At 67.2% G+C, this 15,913-nt stretch carries 16 protein-coding genes and 1 riboswitch; of the genes, 6 read left to right on the top strand and 10 right to left on the bottom strand.

Features of this window, described 5'->3' with window-relative positions:
* Positions 1 to 39: 39 nt before the first annotated feature.
* Together ACSU1G_RS06470 and ACSU1G_RS06475 are read right to left on the bottom strand one after the other, a co-directional pair.
* Positions 40 to 396, bottom strand: a complete 357-nt coding sequence (locus tag ACSU1G_RS06470) for an iron chaperone (protein ID WP_439279096.1) — start codon at positions 394 to 396, stop codon at positions 40 to 42.
* Positions 397 to 560: 164 nt separating this feature from the next.
* Complete coding sequence (locus ACSU1G_RS06475) at positions 561 to 1,925, bottom strand: aminomethyl transferase family protein (RefSeq protein WP_439279097.1); 1,365 nt, start codon at positions 1,923 to 1,925, stop codon at positions 561 to 563.
* Between the two features lie 425 nt (positions 1,926 to 2,350).
* On the opposite strand from ACSU1G_RS06475, the gene ACSU1G_RS06480 reads away from it, so the two are divergent.
* Complete coding sequence (locus ACSU1G_RS06480; protein WP_439279098.1) at positions 2,351 to 2,491, top strand: hypothetical protein; 141 nt, start codon at positions 2,351 to 2,353, stop codon at positions 2,489 to 2,491.
* Positions 2,492 to 2,897: 406 nt separating this feature from the next.
* Entirely contained in the window at positions 2,898 to 4,337 is a 1,440-nt protein-coding gene (locus ACSU1G_RS06485) for an MBL fold metallo-hydrolase (RefSeq protein ID WP_439279099.1), read from the top strand.
* 100 nt (positions 4,338 to 4,437) lie between these two features.
* On the opposite strand, the gene ACSU1G_RS06490 is transcribed toward ACSU1G_RS06485, so the two are convergent.
* Positions 4,438 to 4,695 (bottom strand): metal-sensitive transcriptional regulator, encoded by a 258-nt coding sequence (locus ACSU1G_RS06490; protein WP_439279100.1) that lies wholly within the window; start codon positions 4,693 to 4,695, stop codon positions 4,438 to 4,440.
* A 129-nt stretch (positions 4,696 to 4,824) separates the two neighbouring features.
* On the opposite strand from ACSU1G_RS06490, the gene ACSU1G_RS06495 reads away from it, so the two are divergent.
* Both ACSU1G_RS06495 and ACSU1G_RS06500 read left to right on the top strand, forming a co-directional pair.
* On the top strand, positions 4,825 to 5,406 hold the full coding sequence (locus ACSU1G_RS06495; protein WP_439279101.1) for a rhodanese-like domain-containing protein: 582 nt from the start codon (positions 4,825 to 4,827) through the stop codon (positions 5,404 to 5,406).
* Complete coding sequence (locus ACSU1G_RS06500; protein ID WP_439279102.1) at positions 5,403 to 6,293, top strand: sulfite exporter TauE/SafE family protein; 891 nt, start codon at positions 5,403 to 5,405, stop codon at positions 6,291 to 6,293. Before ACSU1G_RS06495 ends, ACSU1G_RS06500 begins: the two co-directional genes overlap by 4 nt.
* 34 nt (positions 6,294 to 6,327) lie before the next feature.
* Here the strand turns inward: ACSU1G_RS06500 and ACSU1G_RS06505 are convergent, their stop codons facing one another.
* Together ACSU1G_RS06505 and ACSU1G_RS06510 are read right to left on the bottom strand one after the other, a co-directional pair.
* On the bottom strand, positions 6,328 to 6,786 hold the full coding sequence (locus tag ACSU1G_RS06505; protein ID WP_439279103.1) for a GNAT family N-acetyltransferase: 459 nt from the start codon (positions 6,784 to 6,786) through the stop codon (positions 6,328 to 6,330).
* A gap of 29 nt (positions 6,787 to 6,815) precedes the next feature.
* Complete coding sequence (locus ACSU1G_RS06510) at positions 6,816 to 7,283, bottom strand: hypothetical protein (protein ID WP_439279104.1); 468 nt, start codon at positions 7,281 to 7,283, stop codon at positions 6,816 to 6,818.
* 247 nt (positions 7,284 to 7,530) lie between these two features.
* Here ACSU1G_RS06510 and ACSU1G_RS06515 point away from each other — a divergent pair, with 247 nt between their 5' ends.
* Positions 7,531 to 8,385, top strand: coding sequence for a DUF5067 domain-containing protein (locus ACSU1G_RS06515; RefSeq protein ID WP_439279105.1), 855 nt, complete (start codon positions 7,531 to 7,533; stop codon positions 8,383 to 8,385).
* A 101-nt stretch (positions 8,386 to 8,486) separates the two neighbouring features.
* On the opposite strand, the gene ACSU1G_RS06520 is transcribed toward ACSU1G_RS06515, so the two are convergent.
* From ACSU1G_RS06520 to ACSU1G_RS06540, 5 genes are all read right to left on the bottom strand, one after another.
* Positions 8,487 to 9,155 (bottom strand): thiamine phosphate synthase, encoded by a 669-nt coding sequence (locus ACSU1G_RS06520; protein WP_439279106.1) that lies wholly within the window; start codon positions 9,153 to 9,155, stop codon positions 8,487 to 8,489.
* A complete protein-coding gene (thiM, locus tag ACSU1G_RS06525) occupies positions 9,152 to 9,949 on the bottom strand; it encodes a hydroxyethylthiazole kinase (protein WP_439279107.1) in 798 nt (265 codons plus the stop codon). Before thiM ends, ACSU1G_RS06520 begins: the two co-directional genes overlap by 4 nt.
* On the bottom strand, positions 9,946 to 11,424 hold the full coding sequence (locus ACSU1G_RS06530; protein ID WP_439279108.1) for an MFS transporter: 1,479 nt from the start codon (positions 11,422 to 11,424) through the stop codon (positions 9,946 to 9,948). The genes thiM and ACSU1G_RS06530 overlap by 4 nt, the downstream gene beginning before the upstream one ends.
* Positions 11,421 to 12,974 carry a bifunctional hydroxymethylpyrimidine kinase/phosphomethylpyrimidine kinase gene (locus ACSU1G_RS06535; RefSeq protein WP_439279109.1) on the bottom strand — a complete coding sequence of 518 codons (1,554 nt, stop codon included), beginning with the start codon at positions 12,972 to 12,974 and terminating at the stop codon, positions 11,421 to 11,423. The genes ACSU1G_RS06530 and ACSU1G_RS06535 overlap by 4 nt, the downstream gene beginning before the upstream one ends.
* Positions 12,975 to 13,110: 136 nt before the next feature.
* Positions 13,111 to 13,204, bottom strand: a riboswitch (TPP riboswitch).
* An 85-nt stretch (positions 13,205 to 13,289) separates the two neighbouring features.
* Positions 13,290 to 14,222, bottom strand: coding sequence for an HNH endonuclease (locus ACSU1G_RS06540; RefSeq protein WP_439279110.1), 933 nt, complete (start codon positions 14,220 to 14,222; stop codon positions 13,290 to 13,292).
* A gap of 243 nt (positions 14,223 to 14,465) precedes the next feature.
* On the opposite strand from ACSU1G_RS06540, the gene ACSU1G_RS06545 reads away from it, so the two are divergent.
* Positions 14,466 to 15,842 (top strand): ATP-binding protein, encoded by a 1,377-nt coding sequence (locus ACSU1G_RS06545; RefSeq protein WP_439279111.1) that lies wholly within the window; start codon positions 14,466 to 14,468, stop codon positions 15,840 to 15,842.
* Positions 15,843 to 15,913 lie beyond the last annotated feature (71 nt).

The following is a 15,913-nucleotide window of genomic DNA, read 5'->3' on the forward strand; positions in this document are numbered from 1 at the left end:
CCCGCCCGGACAAGACCCGGACTGGAACAGCGTGGGCCGTCAGGCCGCCGCGTCCTCACGCGACGCCCGAGCCAGCCTTTCGACGAGCTCCTCCGGGATCGGATGGCGCGGGGAGAAGGTGATGCCGGTCTTGGTCGCTTTGAGGCCGGCGGCCGCGATGTCCTCGGCATGCTCGGAGATGGCACCCGGCTGGAGATACAGCCCGCACTGCTTGCTGAACGCCGCATAGCCCGCAACGATTGAGCCACCGATCCTGAACCCGGGCATGTCATACGCCACGATCTCCTCCGCCTCTGGCAGGGTGCGGGCCAGAATCGAGCGCAACCGGTGCAGTTCGGGCCGGAAAGGCTCGGCTGCCGCGGCGATGTAGGCGTCGTGGTCGGCGATTGTCGTCATGGCTGTGGTTCGCCTCTGATTCCCCTGAGTGTCACGATTCTCGTTCCCTGTTCCCTCATACCCTTCCATGGTCTGGGGCATCTGGACGATCACGACGCCGGCCGCCCTGGTCCCAGCGCCCGTTGCGGTAACCGCGGGGCGAGACCCCTCGATCCCCACGGCCGTCAGGACCGCGGCCCCGGAGACGTCCAGCGGACGGTAGCACGGATGGTGGTCGTCACATGGTCGGGGAGATAGGGATTGGAGGCCCCGCCGTCGTGGTCGCCCCATCGGATCTCCACGGCGTCCCCTTCGGAGACCTCCGCCTCACTGACGGCAGCCAGGGACACCCAACCGACGTTGACCGTGAAGGCGTGCACGTGGGTGGTGCCCACCCACCGATCCCCCACACGGACCTCATCGTGGTGCAACGCAGACATCTTGTACGGGTCCAGCGGCCGGTACTGCTCGGGACGGCCCAGCTCTGATCCGGCCGTGATCCGCTGCGCGTCCTGCGGATCCCACACCAGCCAGGCCTTCCGGCCGTGGGGTTCGTCCTTCATCCGCTCCAGTGCCTCACGGCCGATGAAGTCGTGGTCGAACTTCACCATGTGTCCGTAGCCCAGGTCCCACGGCGTGCGGTAGTAACCGCCGACGGTCTCGGGTCGATAGCTGCCGGTCAGCACCACGCCGCGGCTCTCGAAGCCCGGATCGGGCAGCCATTCGCGGTAGGGGCGCATGGCCTCGCCGGAGTAGATCGCCGGGACGGGCAGGGGGATCCAGCCGCTCTCCGCCAGGGTGGATCCGTAGGCGATGGAGCCGCCCCGCACCATCCCGAACTCCCCGCCGGCGGTCAGGATCGCCTGCAGGAACTCCTCGCGGTGCTCCTCCGGTCCGAACATCTCCAGCCCGGTGTTCTCCGCACCGGGCGCGGCGGCCATCGTGTGGCTCAGGGCCTGGACGGGGACCCCTGCGATCTCGAACTCTCCCATCCGGAAGAACTTGATCGGGTCGAAGGAACGACCCACGGCTTTCTCCAGGATCTTCTGCGCATGGGGCCCCTCGAGTTCGTAGCGGAAGAGCCGCTTCGATACGGGCCCCTCCCCGGCGAAGAGCCGCCCCGGTTGGAGCTCCAGGTGGGCGTCGTATCCCCTCTGCTCGGCCTGGAACATCAGCCAGTTCATGGTGGCCGGTGCCCCGACCACGGCGTAGAGCTCGTCCGAGAGCCCGAAGAGGATGGAGTCCCCGATGACCATGCCGTCCTCGTTGACGGCGAGGTACTGCTTGGCTCGGCCGCCGGAGAACGTGTCGTACCCGTTGACCGAGGTCTCGGAGAGCAGCTTCTTGGCATCTGGACCGGAGAGGTAGAGGTCATCCATATGCCACGACTGGTTGAACAGGGTGGCGGTCTGCGCCCAGGCACGTTGTTCGTCACGCCAGTTGGTGTGCTCCTGCGGATAGGGGAACACGGGCCCGGGACGGACAGGCTGACTCAAGGCCTCGAGGGGTGTGGGGAAGGTGTCCAGAAAGTCCTGCAGCGACGGTGACATGGGAGGTTCCTTGGCTCAGAATGTACGGCCCGTTGTTGCCCGGCCATTCGGCCCGGCCCCTCCTGCGCGGGCACGGTTCCATTGTTCACCGGCACCTGGCGTCGAGGCCATGGTCGGGCATCTGCGCAGTGCACCACCCCTACGACGCCGGCCCGGTCGCCCCCCGCACGGCCGCGATCGATGCGTCACCCCGGGATGCAGAATCCAGATGTCCCCGTCCGGGGGCAGGTAGAACACCCCGAAGGACCGGTGCTCGGAGTCGTCCGCCCACATCGGCACCACCGCCACGGCAGCACCGGTATCGGCGTTGACCCACTGCGCGTGGGGCATTCGGGGCTGGGGCCCGGGGTGGGCCCCGGAACTGTCTCCGGGGCCCGGTTCGATGGCCCTAGGCGGCGGACTCCACGAGCTGCTTCTGGTCGCCGGTGGACTCGACCGGGATGCGCCGCATCGGCGAACTGCTGTCCGAGGGTCTGAACCTGGCCGGCATCCGCCTGGTCCTGGAGCTCGAGGCCCGCAACCGGACGTTGCAACGGCAGGTGGAGCGCCTCAGGGAACAGGCATAGGCAGGAGGTCTGGCGTCCGGTGCGGGAGACTCAGCGTCCGAAGAGTCGGCCCAGCCAGCCGGAGCCGGTGTCCGACGATGCGCCGCCACCCACTCCGGCAGAGGCCTTCTGATCGCACGAGCACCGATTGGCCACCGGGACGTTCCGCATCACCTGGTCCACATGGTTGCCGCAGCCGGCCCAGGTGGTCTTGCCGCATTTCCTGCACGTTGCCGCCTGGCACATTTTGCACTCCTTGATGGTTCGGTCTCGTGGCCGACATCGGCCCTCCGACTCAATTGTTGCATACCCATGGGGGTATCCGCCGACCATCGTACAAGACCTTGCGTGATACCCCCCGCCGTATTATGGTCGAGCCAGCAATAGATACCCAAGGGGGTATCTGGAACCGCATGAAGGAGACCCTATGCTGCTTGAACGGATCTATGACGAGGACCTCTCCCAGGCCAGCTACTTCATTGGCTGCCAGGCCGAGGGGACGGCTGTCGTGGTGGACGCCCGCCGGGACCTGACCCCCTACCTGGAGCTGGCCGCCAAGCACGGCATGACCATCGTGGCGGTCACCGAGACCCACATCCACGCCGACTACCTCTCCGGCACTCGCGAGCTGGCAGCGAAGACCGGCGCCGAGATCTACGTCTCCGGCGAGGGCGGACCGGACTGGTCCTACGGGTTCAAGGCCAACCTCCTGCATGACGGCGAGTCCATCACGGTCGGCAACATCACCGTCCAGGCGGTGCACACCCCAGGCCACACGCCCGAGCACCTGTCCTTCCTGATCACCGACGGGGCCTTCAGCGACGCGCCGGGGTACATGCTCACCGGCGACTTCGTCTTCTCCGGAGATCTGGGCCGGCCGGACCTGCTGGACGAGGCCGCCGGCGGGGTGGACACCCGCTTCGACGGTGCCAAGGACCTGTTCCGCAGCTTGAAGGAGAGGTTCCTGACCCTGCCGGACTACGTCCAGGTCCATCCGGCACACGGCGCGGGCTCGGCCTGCGGCAAGGCCCTGGGTGCCATCCCGTCCTCCACCGTCGGCTACGAGCGCCTGTCCTCCTGGTGGGGCAAGTACCTCGCCGAGGACGACGAACAGGGGTTCATCGATGAACTGCTGGAGGGCCAGCCGGACGCCCACGCCTATTTCGGCCGCATGAAGCGCGAGAACCGCGATGGCCCGGCCGTGATGGGTGATCGCGCGCCACTTCAGGAGCTGTCCCTCGAGGACGTCGCCCGCGACCTGGAGCAGGATCGGATCACCTTCGTGGATACCCGCCCGGTGGACGAGGTCCATGCCGGGACCGTGGCCGGGTCGATCAGCATCCCCAACCAGGACAAGATGGCCACCTACGGCGGCTGGGCCTACGATCCGGAGGCGGATGACCGCCCGCTGGTGCTGCTGGCGCAGGATCAGGAGCAGGCCCAGGAGTTCTGGGACCACCTGGTGCGCGTGGGCATCGACCAGGTCAAGGGCTACGTCACAGGCCTCGAGGGCCTGCCGACCAGCAGACCACGGCTCATCCAGCCGGAGCAGCTCGAGGACTTCGACGCCGCACTGATCCTGGACGTGCGCAACAGGACCGAGCACACCGACGGCCACATCCCCGGCTCGCGCCAGTTGAGCGCCGGCCGCGTCCTGTGGCACCAGGACCAGCTGCCTGCCGAGGGAACCATCGTGACCTACTGCCAGTCCGGGATGCGCAACTCGGTGGCCGCCAGCACCCTACGCCGGGCCGGGCACGACGTCGTGGAGCTCGACGGCAGCTACAACGTCTGGTCGGCGTGGGCCGGACGCAACGGCGTCCAGCCGGAGACCTCCGCGGAGACTCAGGAGCCGGCGACCGCCTGACCCCTCGCGGGTCAGCGCGATGACCAGACGGTGACAAGACAGAGAAAGGGCGCCCCGCTGTCGCGGGGCGCCCTTGGCGTCGATCCGGGGACTCGGAAGGTCAGGCCAGGGAGAGGAAGAGCTTCTCCATGTCAGCCTTGTCCATAGAGCCGTCCTCCTTGGCCAGGCACTGCTCCAGGCCGGTGGCAATGATGGCGAAGCCGGCCCGATCCAGCGCCTTGGAGACGGCGGCGAGCTGGGTGACCACGTCCTTGCAGTCCCGACCCTCCTCCAGCATCCGCGTCACCGCGGCCAGCTGCCCCTGGGCGCGCTTGAGTCGGTTGATGGCTGGCTTGAGTTCGGTGGGATTGAGTTCCATGGGCGTTCCTTAGGGGTCGGGGAAGCGGGGCGTCAGCCGCCATCCTATACCCCCAGGGGTGTGTTGCATACCCGTGGGGGTATCTGTCAGACTCGTGGAGACATATCCACCGAACGGAAGGGAATCCCCTTGACCCTCACAGACCCCGCCCTGACCGACATCGACCCCCACACCCTGCGCGAGCGGATGGAGCTCCACGAGGATCTGATCGTGCTGGACGTCCGCTCCGCCGCGGAGTTCGAGGGCATGCACATCAAAGGCTCCTACAACGTCCCGTTGCCGCTGCTGTCCGAGCACGCCGATGAGGTGGCCGAGCGCCTGGACCGCCACGTGGTGCTGGTCTGCCAGTCCGGTGTCCGCGCAGGACAGGCCCGCACGCGGCTGAACACCGCCGGCCTGGAGAACGCGACGGTCCTCACCGGCGGCGTTCCGGCCTTCGATGCGGCCGGCGGTGACGTCGTCCGCGGCGCCCGGCGCTGGTCCCTGGAGCGCCAGGTCCGCATGGCCGCCGGTTCCCTCGTACTGGCGGGGATGCTGGGCGGCAGGCTCATCTCCCCCAAGGTGAGCATGGTGGCCGGCGCCATCGGTGCCGGACTGACGTTCTCCGCCGCCACCAACACGTGTGCCATGGGCAATGTCCTGTCGAGGATGCCGTGGAACAAGGCCGCCTCCGAGCCCACCTCCCGGTCCGCGATCCAACAGCTGCCGTGACCGCCACGCTCATCGTCACCCTCGCGCTCTCGGTGCTGATCGGGGTCTCCCTCGGCCTACTGGGCGGCGGGGGGTCCATCCTCACCGTCCCGATCCTGACCTACGTGGCAGGCCTGCCGGCCCGGGAGGCGATCGCCGCCTCGCTGTTCGTGGTGGGCACCACCTCGATCGTCAGTGTCGTCTCCCACGCCCGCAATGCCCGGGTGAAGTGGCGCACCGGCCTGGTCTTCGGTGGTGCCAGCATGGCCGGCGCCTTCGGCGGCGGCCTGCTCGGCGGGCACATCCCGGGCACCCTCCTGATGATCGCCTTCGCGCTGATGATGGTCGCCACCGCGGCAGCCATGATCCGCGGCCGCAAGAACTCGGTCGCCGCCGGTGCGGATGAGGCCACGCGGCTGCCCGTCGTCAAGGTCGTCATCGAGGGGCTCGTCGTGGGCCTGGTGACCGGTCTCGTCGGTGCCGGCGGTGGGTTCCTGGTGGTGCCCGCGCTGGTGCTGCTGGGCGGACTGTCCATGCCGGCCGCCGTCGGGACCTCCCTGGTGGTCATCTCCATGAAGTCCTTCGCCGGGCTGGGTGGCTACCTGACGAGCGTCCAGTTGGACTGGGGCCTCGTGGCCGGGGTGACCGCCGCCGCGATCGCCGGTTCGCTGATCGGCGCGAAGCTCACCGGGATCATCCCCGAGAACGCGCTGCGTGAGGGCTTCGGGTTCTTCGTCCTGGCGATGGGCGTCTTCGTGCTCGTCCAGGAACTGCCGTCGCCGGCCGGGCCGATCGTGGGCGTGGTGGGCTCCGCCGCCGTGGTCGGCGCGCTGCTGTGCCGCTACACCATCCCGGCCTGCCCCCTGTATCGCCGCCGGACCAGCGTGGAGGCATCCCAGCCGGCGTAGCTCCAGCAGTTGCGGAGGGCCGCTGCGGCCGTCCTCACCGCCCGCAGCGGTCCAGCCGCTCCCAGGGCCAGTCCTCGGCGATCCACTCCACGAGCGCGTCGGCCAGGGGACCGTCCAGGCCTGCGTGGCTGGCCCGCACCCAGGACTGGACGGTGACGTCGTACCCCTCCTTCTCGGGCGGGTAGAGGTAGACGCAGCCGATCACGTCCCCTTCGCCGGGGCTCAGCACCGTGAAGGTGAATCCCCTGCGGGCCTCGAAGTCGGCGGCGTGCCGGGTCAGGTCCTCGAGGTTCCGCTCCAGCGGATACCCCTCCGGTGGCGGCCAGTTGCCGTCCGGGTATCCGGGCGTGGACCGGATGTGCTCCACGCTGGACATCCACGCCGCCAGGTCTGCCTCATTATGCTGCGGGCCCAGCGGTTCCAGGCGGAACCGGTCGGTGACCAGCAGGACCGGCGGATCGAAGTCGGCAGGGATGAAGGTCTGCGAAGACATGGGTGGAGTGTATCGAGACCGCAAGGCGCCTAACCATGCCGGCGGAAGAAGTACTCGTCCGCCGTCTCCCTCCTGCGGAAGTAGAACCCACCGGTCCGGCAGGCATCGTTCGGCGAGGCCTCGGGGTGGTAGTCGAGGACCACGCCGACACCGCTCATCTCCTGGACCCAGTCCAGCAGATCCCGGCGGTGCGACTCCTTCACCTCAAGGCATTGCTGCATCCGGTTGAACGTCATCAACCTCCGCATGGCCCCGGTGTTCCGGTGACGGGCGTCGATGTCCCACCCGGTCATCTCCTCGACGGAGCGAGGATCTCCGGCAGCGCTCCCGGCGGAGGCCTGCGTGTCCTGCTGCGCGCCCTGCGCACCGTCGGTCAGTTGGCGCCAGACCTCGGAGGGGATCACGTCGAGGGCGTCGGCGATCTCCCGCAGTGTTCTTCCGTCCCGCCGCATCCCCATCAGGGTGGCGAAGTCCGGGAGTTCTGGTGGGACGGTCATGGAGGGCCTTCCTTCGGTGTGGCTCGGCGACGGTCCGGTCGGTCCGATCCGGACGCGGTCCCCCGAAGGTAGCTCCGCCCGGGGACGTGATAACCGGTGGCCGAGTCAGTCGCTCAGGCGATCGCCTCTCAGAAGACGCACGACGACGGCCCCGGCCCCCTGGGTGCCCACGGAACCTTCCCCCCGGGTCCCCGGACGGGGCATAGCACCAGTACCACCGTCACCCACCAGGGAGAGGCATTTCCCCATGCGCACCCGCTCAGTCGTCACTATCGCCTTCACATCACTCCTCGCCCTCGGCATCACCGGCTGCACCGCCGGCACCGAGGACACCGGGTCCCCCGCCGCAGAGCAGGTGGCCGCTTCGCAAGAGGCCGCGCCGATCGATCTGACCGGCGAGTGGGAACAGTCCGGCGAAGCCGATGAGGACAACGCCAGCATCCAATCCGCGACGATCGTCGACGACACCATTTCCGTCTATTGGCTCAACGATGGCGAGAAGGCGCTCTACTGGGCCGGCACCGCAGGCTTCCCCGAGGACGCAGGCGATTCGTTCACCTTCGACTCAGAGAACGACACCGACCGGACCGGCACGGCGCTGCTCGCCTCCAGCGACGACACGAAGACCTTCACATTCGAGGACGAGACCCTCAGCTATGAGGTCAGTGCCCTGGGCGAGACCTGGACCGTGGATCTCCAGCAGACCAGCGAGACGCCGGCCGTCGCACCGGCTGCTGAGGAAAAGTCCACCAGTGATCTCGGCGTGACCATCGGGGGCGCGTCGTTCTCCGAGGACTATGAGGGCGCCCCGGTCATCGTCGTGGACTTCGAGTTCACCAACGGCTCGGAGGAGACCACCAGCTTCATGATGTCCACCACCACACAGGCCTTCCAGGGCGGCATCGAGCTGGACGCCTACTCCATCGGAGTAGAGGGTCTCGACTCCAACAACTCCATGACCGATCTCAAGCCCGGCGCCTCGATCGACGTCCAGGTGCCGTTCACGCTCCGCGACGAATCGCCCGTGACGGTCGAGGTCGGCGAGATGTTCAGCCTGGACGGCGGCCTCCTCGACACCCAGAAGTTCGACGTCACGCAGTAATCCGGGGCGTCAGCCTGCGCTGGAGCAGAACTACCAGCAACTTCTGCCCTCAAAACGCGGGGTTGGATGCTGGCCGTCGAATCATGATGGCGACTCTGAACTCAAGGACCCGAGAACCCCGTCAGGACCTCCCGCACCACAGCCCCCGGATCCGCCGCCTCCATCAGGGCCCGCACCAGCGCGACGCCGGCCACGCCCGTCCCCGCGAGCGCGGCGGCATCCGCGGCGGTGACGTCCCCGATCGCCACGATCGGCAGCCTCGTCGCCGCCACCAGCGGACCGTAACCGGACACCCCCAACGGCTCCCGTCCGGAGTCCTTGGTCGGCGTCAGCCGGAACGGCCCGGCCCCGATGTAGTCGAGCAGCCCGCGCAGTCCCTCCGCCGCGCGGACCAACTCCAGGGTGCCGGTGGTCAGCCCGATGATCGCGTCCGGTCCCAGCAGCTCCCGCGCCGCCTGGACCGGCAGGTCGTCCTGCCCGAGATGCACGCCGTGGACCGCAGCGCCCCGGGCCCGGGCGGCGAATGCCACGTCGGCCCGGTCGTCCACCAGCACCCGGGTGGCCGGGTTCGCCGCGCGGACGGCCTCGGCCACGGCACACGTCAGCTCGAGCAGCTCGGCCGCGGTCGCGTCCTTGGCCCGCACCTGTACGACGCCGGCCCCGGCACCCGCCGCTGCGGCCGCCACCTCCACGGTGCGCCGCCCGGTCCCCGAGGTCACTAGATAGCAGCGCAGGTCCAGGGGATCCCGCCGCGACAAAGCACCGTTCACTGCCCCACCCCGTTCTCCACGACCAGTCCTACGGCATCCAGCGCGTCCAGGAGCTCCACCCGGAAGCTCCCCGGCCCGGCGGCCCGCTCTGCGGCGAGCTCCCCGGCCAGGTCCAGCCACGTGGTCGCGGCCAGCGCCGCACGGAACGGGTCCACCTCCACGGCGCAGCACGCCGCGGTCAGCGCCCCGAGCAGGCACCCCGTGCCGGTGACCCGGGTCAAGAGCGAGGTGCCGCGCGTGAGCAAAGCCTGCCGGCCGGCGTCGAGCACCAGGTCCGTTGCACCGGAGACGGCGACGGCGCCCCCGGTCCTGCGCACCACCTCCCGGGCCGCGTCCTCGGCGGCCTCCGGGGCCGCCACCGAGTCCGCCCCGCGCCCGCCCGCGCCGGCTCCCACGAGCGCGAGCACTTCCGAGGCATTGCCCCGCACCACCTCTGGCTGCGAATCCAGCAGCCGCCGGGCCAGCGGGGTGCGCACGGGGGCCAGCCCGATCGCGGTGGGGTCCAGCACCCAGGGGCGGCCGTCCCGCACGGCCGCGGCGACGGTGGCGGGGATGCCGTCCATCGCGTCGGTGCTCAGGGTGCCGAGGTTGACCGCGAGCGCGTCGGCCACGGTGGTCACCACGGGTGCCTCGGCCAGGGTCTCGGTCATCATGGGGCGGGCGCCGGCGGCCAGCAGCCCGTCGGCCACGATCCCCATGGACACGGTGGCGGTGAGGCAGTGCACCAACGGCGCACGCTCGCGCACCGCACGGATCACTGGCGCGACGGCGGCCAGGTCCGGGTCGCGGATCAACGGGACACCCCCGTCGGAACAGTCCCCGCGGCCACCGCATCCAGGTCGTCCACCAGGTCCTTCGGGGCGAGCCGGGGTCCGAGCGCGGCGCCGAGGGCGAGCAGCAGTCCCCCGAGGCCGACGAGCACCATGACCGAGCCGTGGCGGCCCAGCAGCGGTTCGATCAAGGGCAGGTAGAACGGGTAGAGCGCCGGCACCACCAGGGACAGGCTGTAGCCCATGCCGTAGCCGGTGGAGCGGATCCGGGTGGGGAAGCGCTCGGAGAGGTAGGCGGAGACCGGCCCGTAGGCGGAGACGGTGATGACCTGCAGCACCGCGGCGAACACGGCGGCCAGCAGGAAGGTGGAGGTGGTGACGGCGAGCCACCACACCACCGGCCCGGCCAGGGCGGCCACCAGACCCCACAGTATGAAGAGTCGTCGCCGGCCGGTGAACGTGGAGAGGTGACCGGCCACGGCCATCACGACCGCCTGGGCCACCGAGGCCAGCCCGATGACCACGGGCACGGCCGCCGGGTCCAGCGCGGAGTCCGTGGTCAGGCGTTCGGTCAGCAGCAGCACCGTGCTGTAGGTCAGCAGCCAGAGCCCGGTCATGAGCAGGAAGACCTGCCAGAAGGCTTTCGCCCAGCGCCCGGCGAGCAGGGATCCCAGGCCCGACGCCGGCCGCTCGCCTGCCGCTGCCGGCTCGCCGGAGGTGCTGGTCGCGTTGGGGGCGGCGGAGGAGTTGGCTGCGGCGTCCCGGGAGCGGTGGAACACGGGGGCGTCGGCCACCTGGCGGCGGTAGTAGACGAACATGCCGAGGGAGAGGGCGGCACCGAGCACGAACAGCAGCCGCCAGCCCCAGGCGGCGTAGTGCTCCGGGCCGATCAGGGCGAGCAGCCCGGCCACCGAGAACGCGATGGTGGCCTGCGCCCAGGGTGCCATCGAGAGGATCAGCCCGCTCATGAGGCCGCGGCGTTTCCCGGTGGACCATTCCATGGCCAGCGGGATGGCCGCGGAGTACTCCCCGGCCACGAAGATCCCGCCGAGGAACCGCAGCGCCAAGATCAGAGCCACGGTCCCGGCGCCGAGCAGCTCGTGCGTGGGCATGGCGGCGATGGCCAGCGCGCACACGGCGGTCCCGGCGATCGCGATGCGGGTGGTGCGGGTGCGCCCGAGCCGGTCGGAGATCCGGCCGAAGACGATCCCGCCGACGGGGCGGCCAAAGAGCATCGCCACGATGATGAGCGCCCCGATCGATGACGTGGCGGTGGCCGACGGGCCGGCGAGCACGAGCATGGCCGGGGCCAGGGCGGTCACCGGCAGGAAGACGTGGATATTGTCGATCCAGTTGCCCACCACCCCGGCGCGCAGGGCGGCCCTCCCCTCGGGCGGCATGGCCGCGACGCCGGCCGGTGCCGCGGGGAGCGTCGGTGCGTTTCTGGGTGTGAGGCCGGGTGCCTGCGCGGGTGTGTGTCCGGGGGCGGCCGCCGTCATCGGGCGGCTCCGGCCAGCTCATGCTGAGTGGCGGGGACAGAGGGGGCTGCGGGGGTGGAGGGTGCAGCGAGAGTGGAGGGGCCAGTGGCTTCCGGTTCGAGCCGCAGGGCCTGCTCGAAGAACTCGAGCTCATGCCGGCAGGCGGTCAGGTAGGCGCGGGCCGCGGCGGCGCGCACGGCCGGGGAGGCGCCGGCGAGTTCGTGCTCCACCTGGTCCAGGGCACCCTGCACGGCAGTGACGAAGCCGAGGTCCCGGTAGGTGTCCAGCCACAGGGCGTAGGGGTGGTCCTCGGGCACCTCCGGCAGCCCGGCGCCGACCTGGGCGTAGAGCCAGAAGCAGGGCAGCACGGCGGCGGCCCCCACGGCACGGTCCTCGCCGAGGGCGGTGGCGAGCAGGAAGTCCGTGTAGGCGCTGGTGACGGGGCTCGCGGTGGTGCGGGCGGCCTCGGGGCGGGTGGCCATCCAGGTGCGGTGCAGGTCGGCTTCCTCGGTGATGGCGCCGGTGGAGGCCTCGGACCAGAACTGCTGGGACGCGGTGCTGGAGGATCGTGCGGCGAGGGCGGCCAGGGAACGGGCGTAGCGGTTCAGGTAGAGCGCGTCCTGGGCCAGGTAGAACGTGAAGTCGGCCTCGGACAGGCTGCCGTCGACCAGCGCCTGCACGAAGTCCGAGGCCCCGATGGCCGCGGTGGTCTCCGCTCCGGCCTCCCAGAGGGCGGCGGTCCAGGGGCCGGCCGGCGGCACGGCGGCAGCCAGGGTAGAAACCCCAGGGGCACCCAGGTCCCGCGGTGTCTCGAGAGCCCAGGGGACGGCGTCGTGCCTCAACCAGGGGTTTGCCGCGCCGGCGGCCTGCAGCCGTCGGGACCGGTGGCCGTGGTCCACGGGGCCGTGGCCGGAGCCGACCTGCAGGGCGGCGCCGTGGAGGATGGCCTCGTGCAGCCAGCCGGTGGCCCAGGTCAGGGCGGCGTGCGGGGTGTCCCCCCGGCCGAGGCGGGTGGCCAGGGCGGCCGAGAGGGAGCAACCGGTGCCGTGGGTGCTGGTGGTGTCCACGCGGGTGGAGGGCACCGGGTGGCGGGTGCCGTCCGGGCTGACCCAGGTGTTGGTGACCCGGGTGCCGTCCAGGTGCCCGGTCTTCACGACGACGGCCACGCCCGACTGCGCGGACCACGCCGCGGCCTGGTCGAGGGCCTCGGTCTCGGTGGTCGCACGGGGCTGGCCCGTGAGGACGGCGAGCTCGTCGATATTGGGGGTGACCAGGGTGGCGCGGCGGCAGAAGGCGACCATGGCCTGCTCGGCTTCAGGCTGCAGGAGGCGGTCCCCGCTGGTGGCGATCATGACCGGGTCGACCACGAGGAACGTGGGTTGGACGTCGCCCAGCCAGGCGGTGACCGTGGCGATGATCTCCGCGGTGCCGAGCATGCCGGTCTTGACGGCGTCGAGGGTGACGTCGTCGCTGACGGCGCGCAGCTGGGCTGCGAGGAAATCAGTGGGCGGGACGTGGAGATCCCGCACGCCATGGGTGTTCTGAGCGACCAGGGCGGTCACCACGCTCATGCCGTAGCCGCCGGCGGCGGTGATCGACTTGAGGTCTGCGGCGGCCCCCGCCCCCCGGTCGGATCGGTCCCGGCGATGGAGAGCACGCGGGGCACTGCGGGCAGGGCGGAGCTGGGCGGGAATTGGGTATGGCAAGAAGAAGTCACGCGGACATCCCTTCGCTAGTTCGAACTAGATCAGGTTCCACGGGTTTGATCTCAGCACCGGACGGTGCACCCCGTGTCCACGAGCCAGTATAAGCAGACCAGGAACTGTTGGCGGTCTGCACCCAGTTCCCTATTGCAGACGCAGAGCAACTGCGGCTGCAATAGGGAACTATGCGACGTCGCTTACAGTCGCACTCCTGAAACGATCAAAGGCGCTCTCGAGAAGGTCAGGTCGAGGGCGTTCTGTGTAACGCTTCGGAAGTGCCATGAGCTTCTTGCCGTGGAGTTCCTGAAGTCCATAGCGGAGCATCGGTCCATCGACCTCGTCGAGCAGATCCTTCCGAATCTGCACAACATGATCGGGACGAATTCCTAGGAAGTAGCTATCGAAGGCTGCGTGATGAATTTTGCACAGCGCCATGCCGTTGACCACAGAGGCAATTCCCAGCTCTTCACGGTCAGGCACGATGTGGGCCGCGTCCAGGAGCTGAGGATGAGCGAGACTACAGACGGCACAGCGGTTCTCGTACGCGGTCAAGACCGTTGATCTGAAAACTGGCTGGTGAAGTCTCACCTTTGTCTCTCGCCGGAGGTAGCGTCGCAGAGACTCTTCCATGACAGATCCGGCCATCATTTCCGGAAGCATGTCAATTTCTTCTACCGGAGCCATGGCGAAGCGCTTGTGTTCGATCTCTTCACGGACAATGTACACAGGCGCGATCACCTGGAATCGCGCCGGCTTCATGGCAACGCCCACGAACCAAATGAGAGGAAGCCGCAACTCCATGGCCCGGCGGAGTCCGAGGTTCTCCGGTTGGTTCGGGTCATCTCCACGCCATGCATACCGGATGAGCCCGTCCGCACCAATGTCGTCCTCGTAGGGTCGCTTCTGTCCCGGTGATCTGTAAACAGTTTGGAACGATAACGCGGCCTCGAATCCGCGTGGCTTGCGAATTCCTTGCTGCGTAGACTGGAGCGCGAAAGGGGCTCCTTGAAATGCGAAGTCCAAGATGTCATCGCGCGTAAGAGGTTCCAAGCCGTCACTTGTTCGCTCTTTGAGCCACTCGATAGCGGATCCGCGAAGTCCCACTGGCTCCGCCATAGCGCGGCCTCCTACATAGAGCCATCACGCAAACACGTGTGCATTTGCATCGTCAATATTCAGAGTACGGGAAAGCTACTAGAAACTCGGCGATCTGGGAACGTGCGAATCCTGTAGCTCGTCCGTAGCACGTACTTGGCGTCCAAGTGATCGATCGCCAGTTTTTCTCACGCAGTTCAATCGCCTCGACGAACGCCGGTGTGCCTCGTCAACATAAACGCCAGTCGCTGGAAAGATGTGCTCATGCCGATCGAGACCATCGAAGTTGACGACGACCAAGTTGCACGCATTCTCACGGTGCGCGAAGGACACTTCCAAGACATGAAGGCCAGGGAAGTAGCGCCTGGAAAATTAACAAAAACCCTCAGCGGCTTCGCAAACGGAGACGGCGGTGAACTTTACGTCGGCATCGACGAGAAGGATGGCCAGTTCACTTGGAACGGCTTCGTCGATGAAGAAGCAGCGAACGGTCACCTCCAGATTTTTGAAGAGCTCTTTCCTCTCGGAGAGGGCTTCAGGTACGAATTCCTGGCTAACGAACGAAATGCTGGGCTAGTTCTTCACGTGATCGTACTGCGTTCCGCATCGATCCGAAAGGCCAGTGATGGCGTTGTCTACCTCAGGCGAAGCGCGCAGTCTTTGCCGCTGAGATCCGAAGATCAAATTCGCAGATTGGAGCGAGACAAGGGAATTACGACTTTTGAAGGTGAGACCGTCAACTCCCCACTAGATACCATTACGAATTCGGAAATCAGCCTTACTTTTATGCTAGATGCATTCCCATTAAACGAGCCCGAACGGTGGATGCGGATGCAACGCGTGATCGTTTCAGACAAGCCAACCGTGGCAGGGCTACTACTTTACTCGGACTTACCTCAAGCCGATCTCCCCAAGAGGTCGTCAGTAAAGCTGTACCGGTACAAGACAGCCGACGCCGAAGGGCGCCGAGAAACGCTTGACGGGCAACCATTCACAATTGAAGGCCCACTTTACAACCAAATTAAGGATGCGCTGTATTTGACCACGAAGCTTGTCGAATCTGTTGGAAAACTCGGAGACACGGGGATCACTCCGATCTCTTACCCACCAGAAACACTTCATGAGATCATAACCAACGCCCTCATACATCGAGATTATGGCCTGGCTGACGACGTTCACATTCGCGTGTTCGATAATCGAATCGAAATCGAAAGTCCTGGTCGACTAGCCGGACACGTTTCGCCTCAGAATATTCTGGACGAACGATTTGCCCGAAACGGAAATATTGTTCGACTCATAAACAAGTTTCCTGACGCACCAAACAAAGACGTTGGAGAAGGCCTAAATACTGCTTTTGACGCCATGAAGAAACTTCAGTTAAAGAACCCTGAGATCACTGAATTAGATCATTCGGTCCTAGTGAACATCAAGCATGAGAAGCTGGCGTCACCAGAGCAAATGATTATGGAGTATCTGGAAACACACGCCGAGATAACCAATCGTATCGTTCGTGAACTCTCAGGGATTGGGTCTGAGAATAAGGTCAAGAATATATTCAATCGATTGATGAGAAGTGGCCAGATTGAGAGAGTTCCGGAGAAGAAGGGGAATCTTTCAGCGTACCGGCGTGTACAGGGCTGATCGGTCGTAGGCTTCTCTGCTGCAAGTGGTTACCTGTGCGGCCTGATTATCTCTTTTCTACGTCCAACCCA

Source organism: Microbacterium sp. A93 (genome assembly GCF_051842835.1).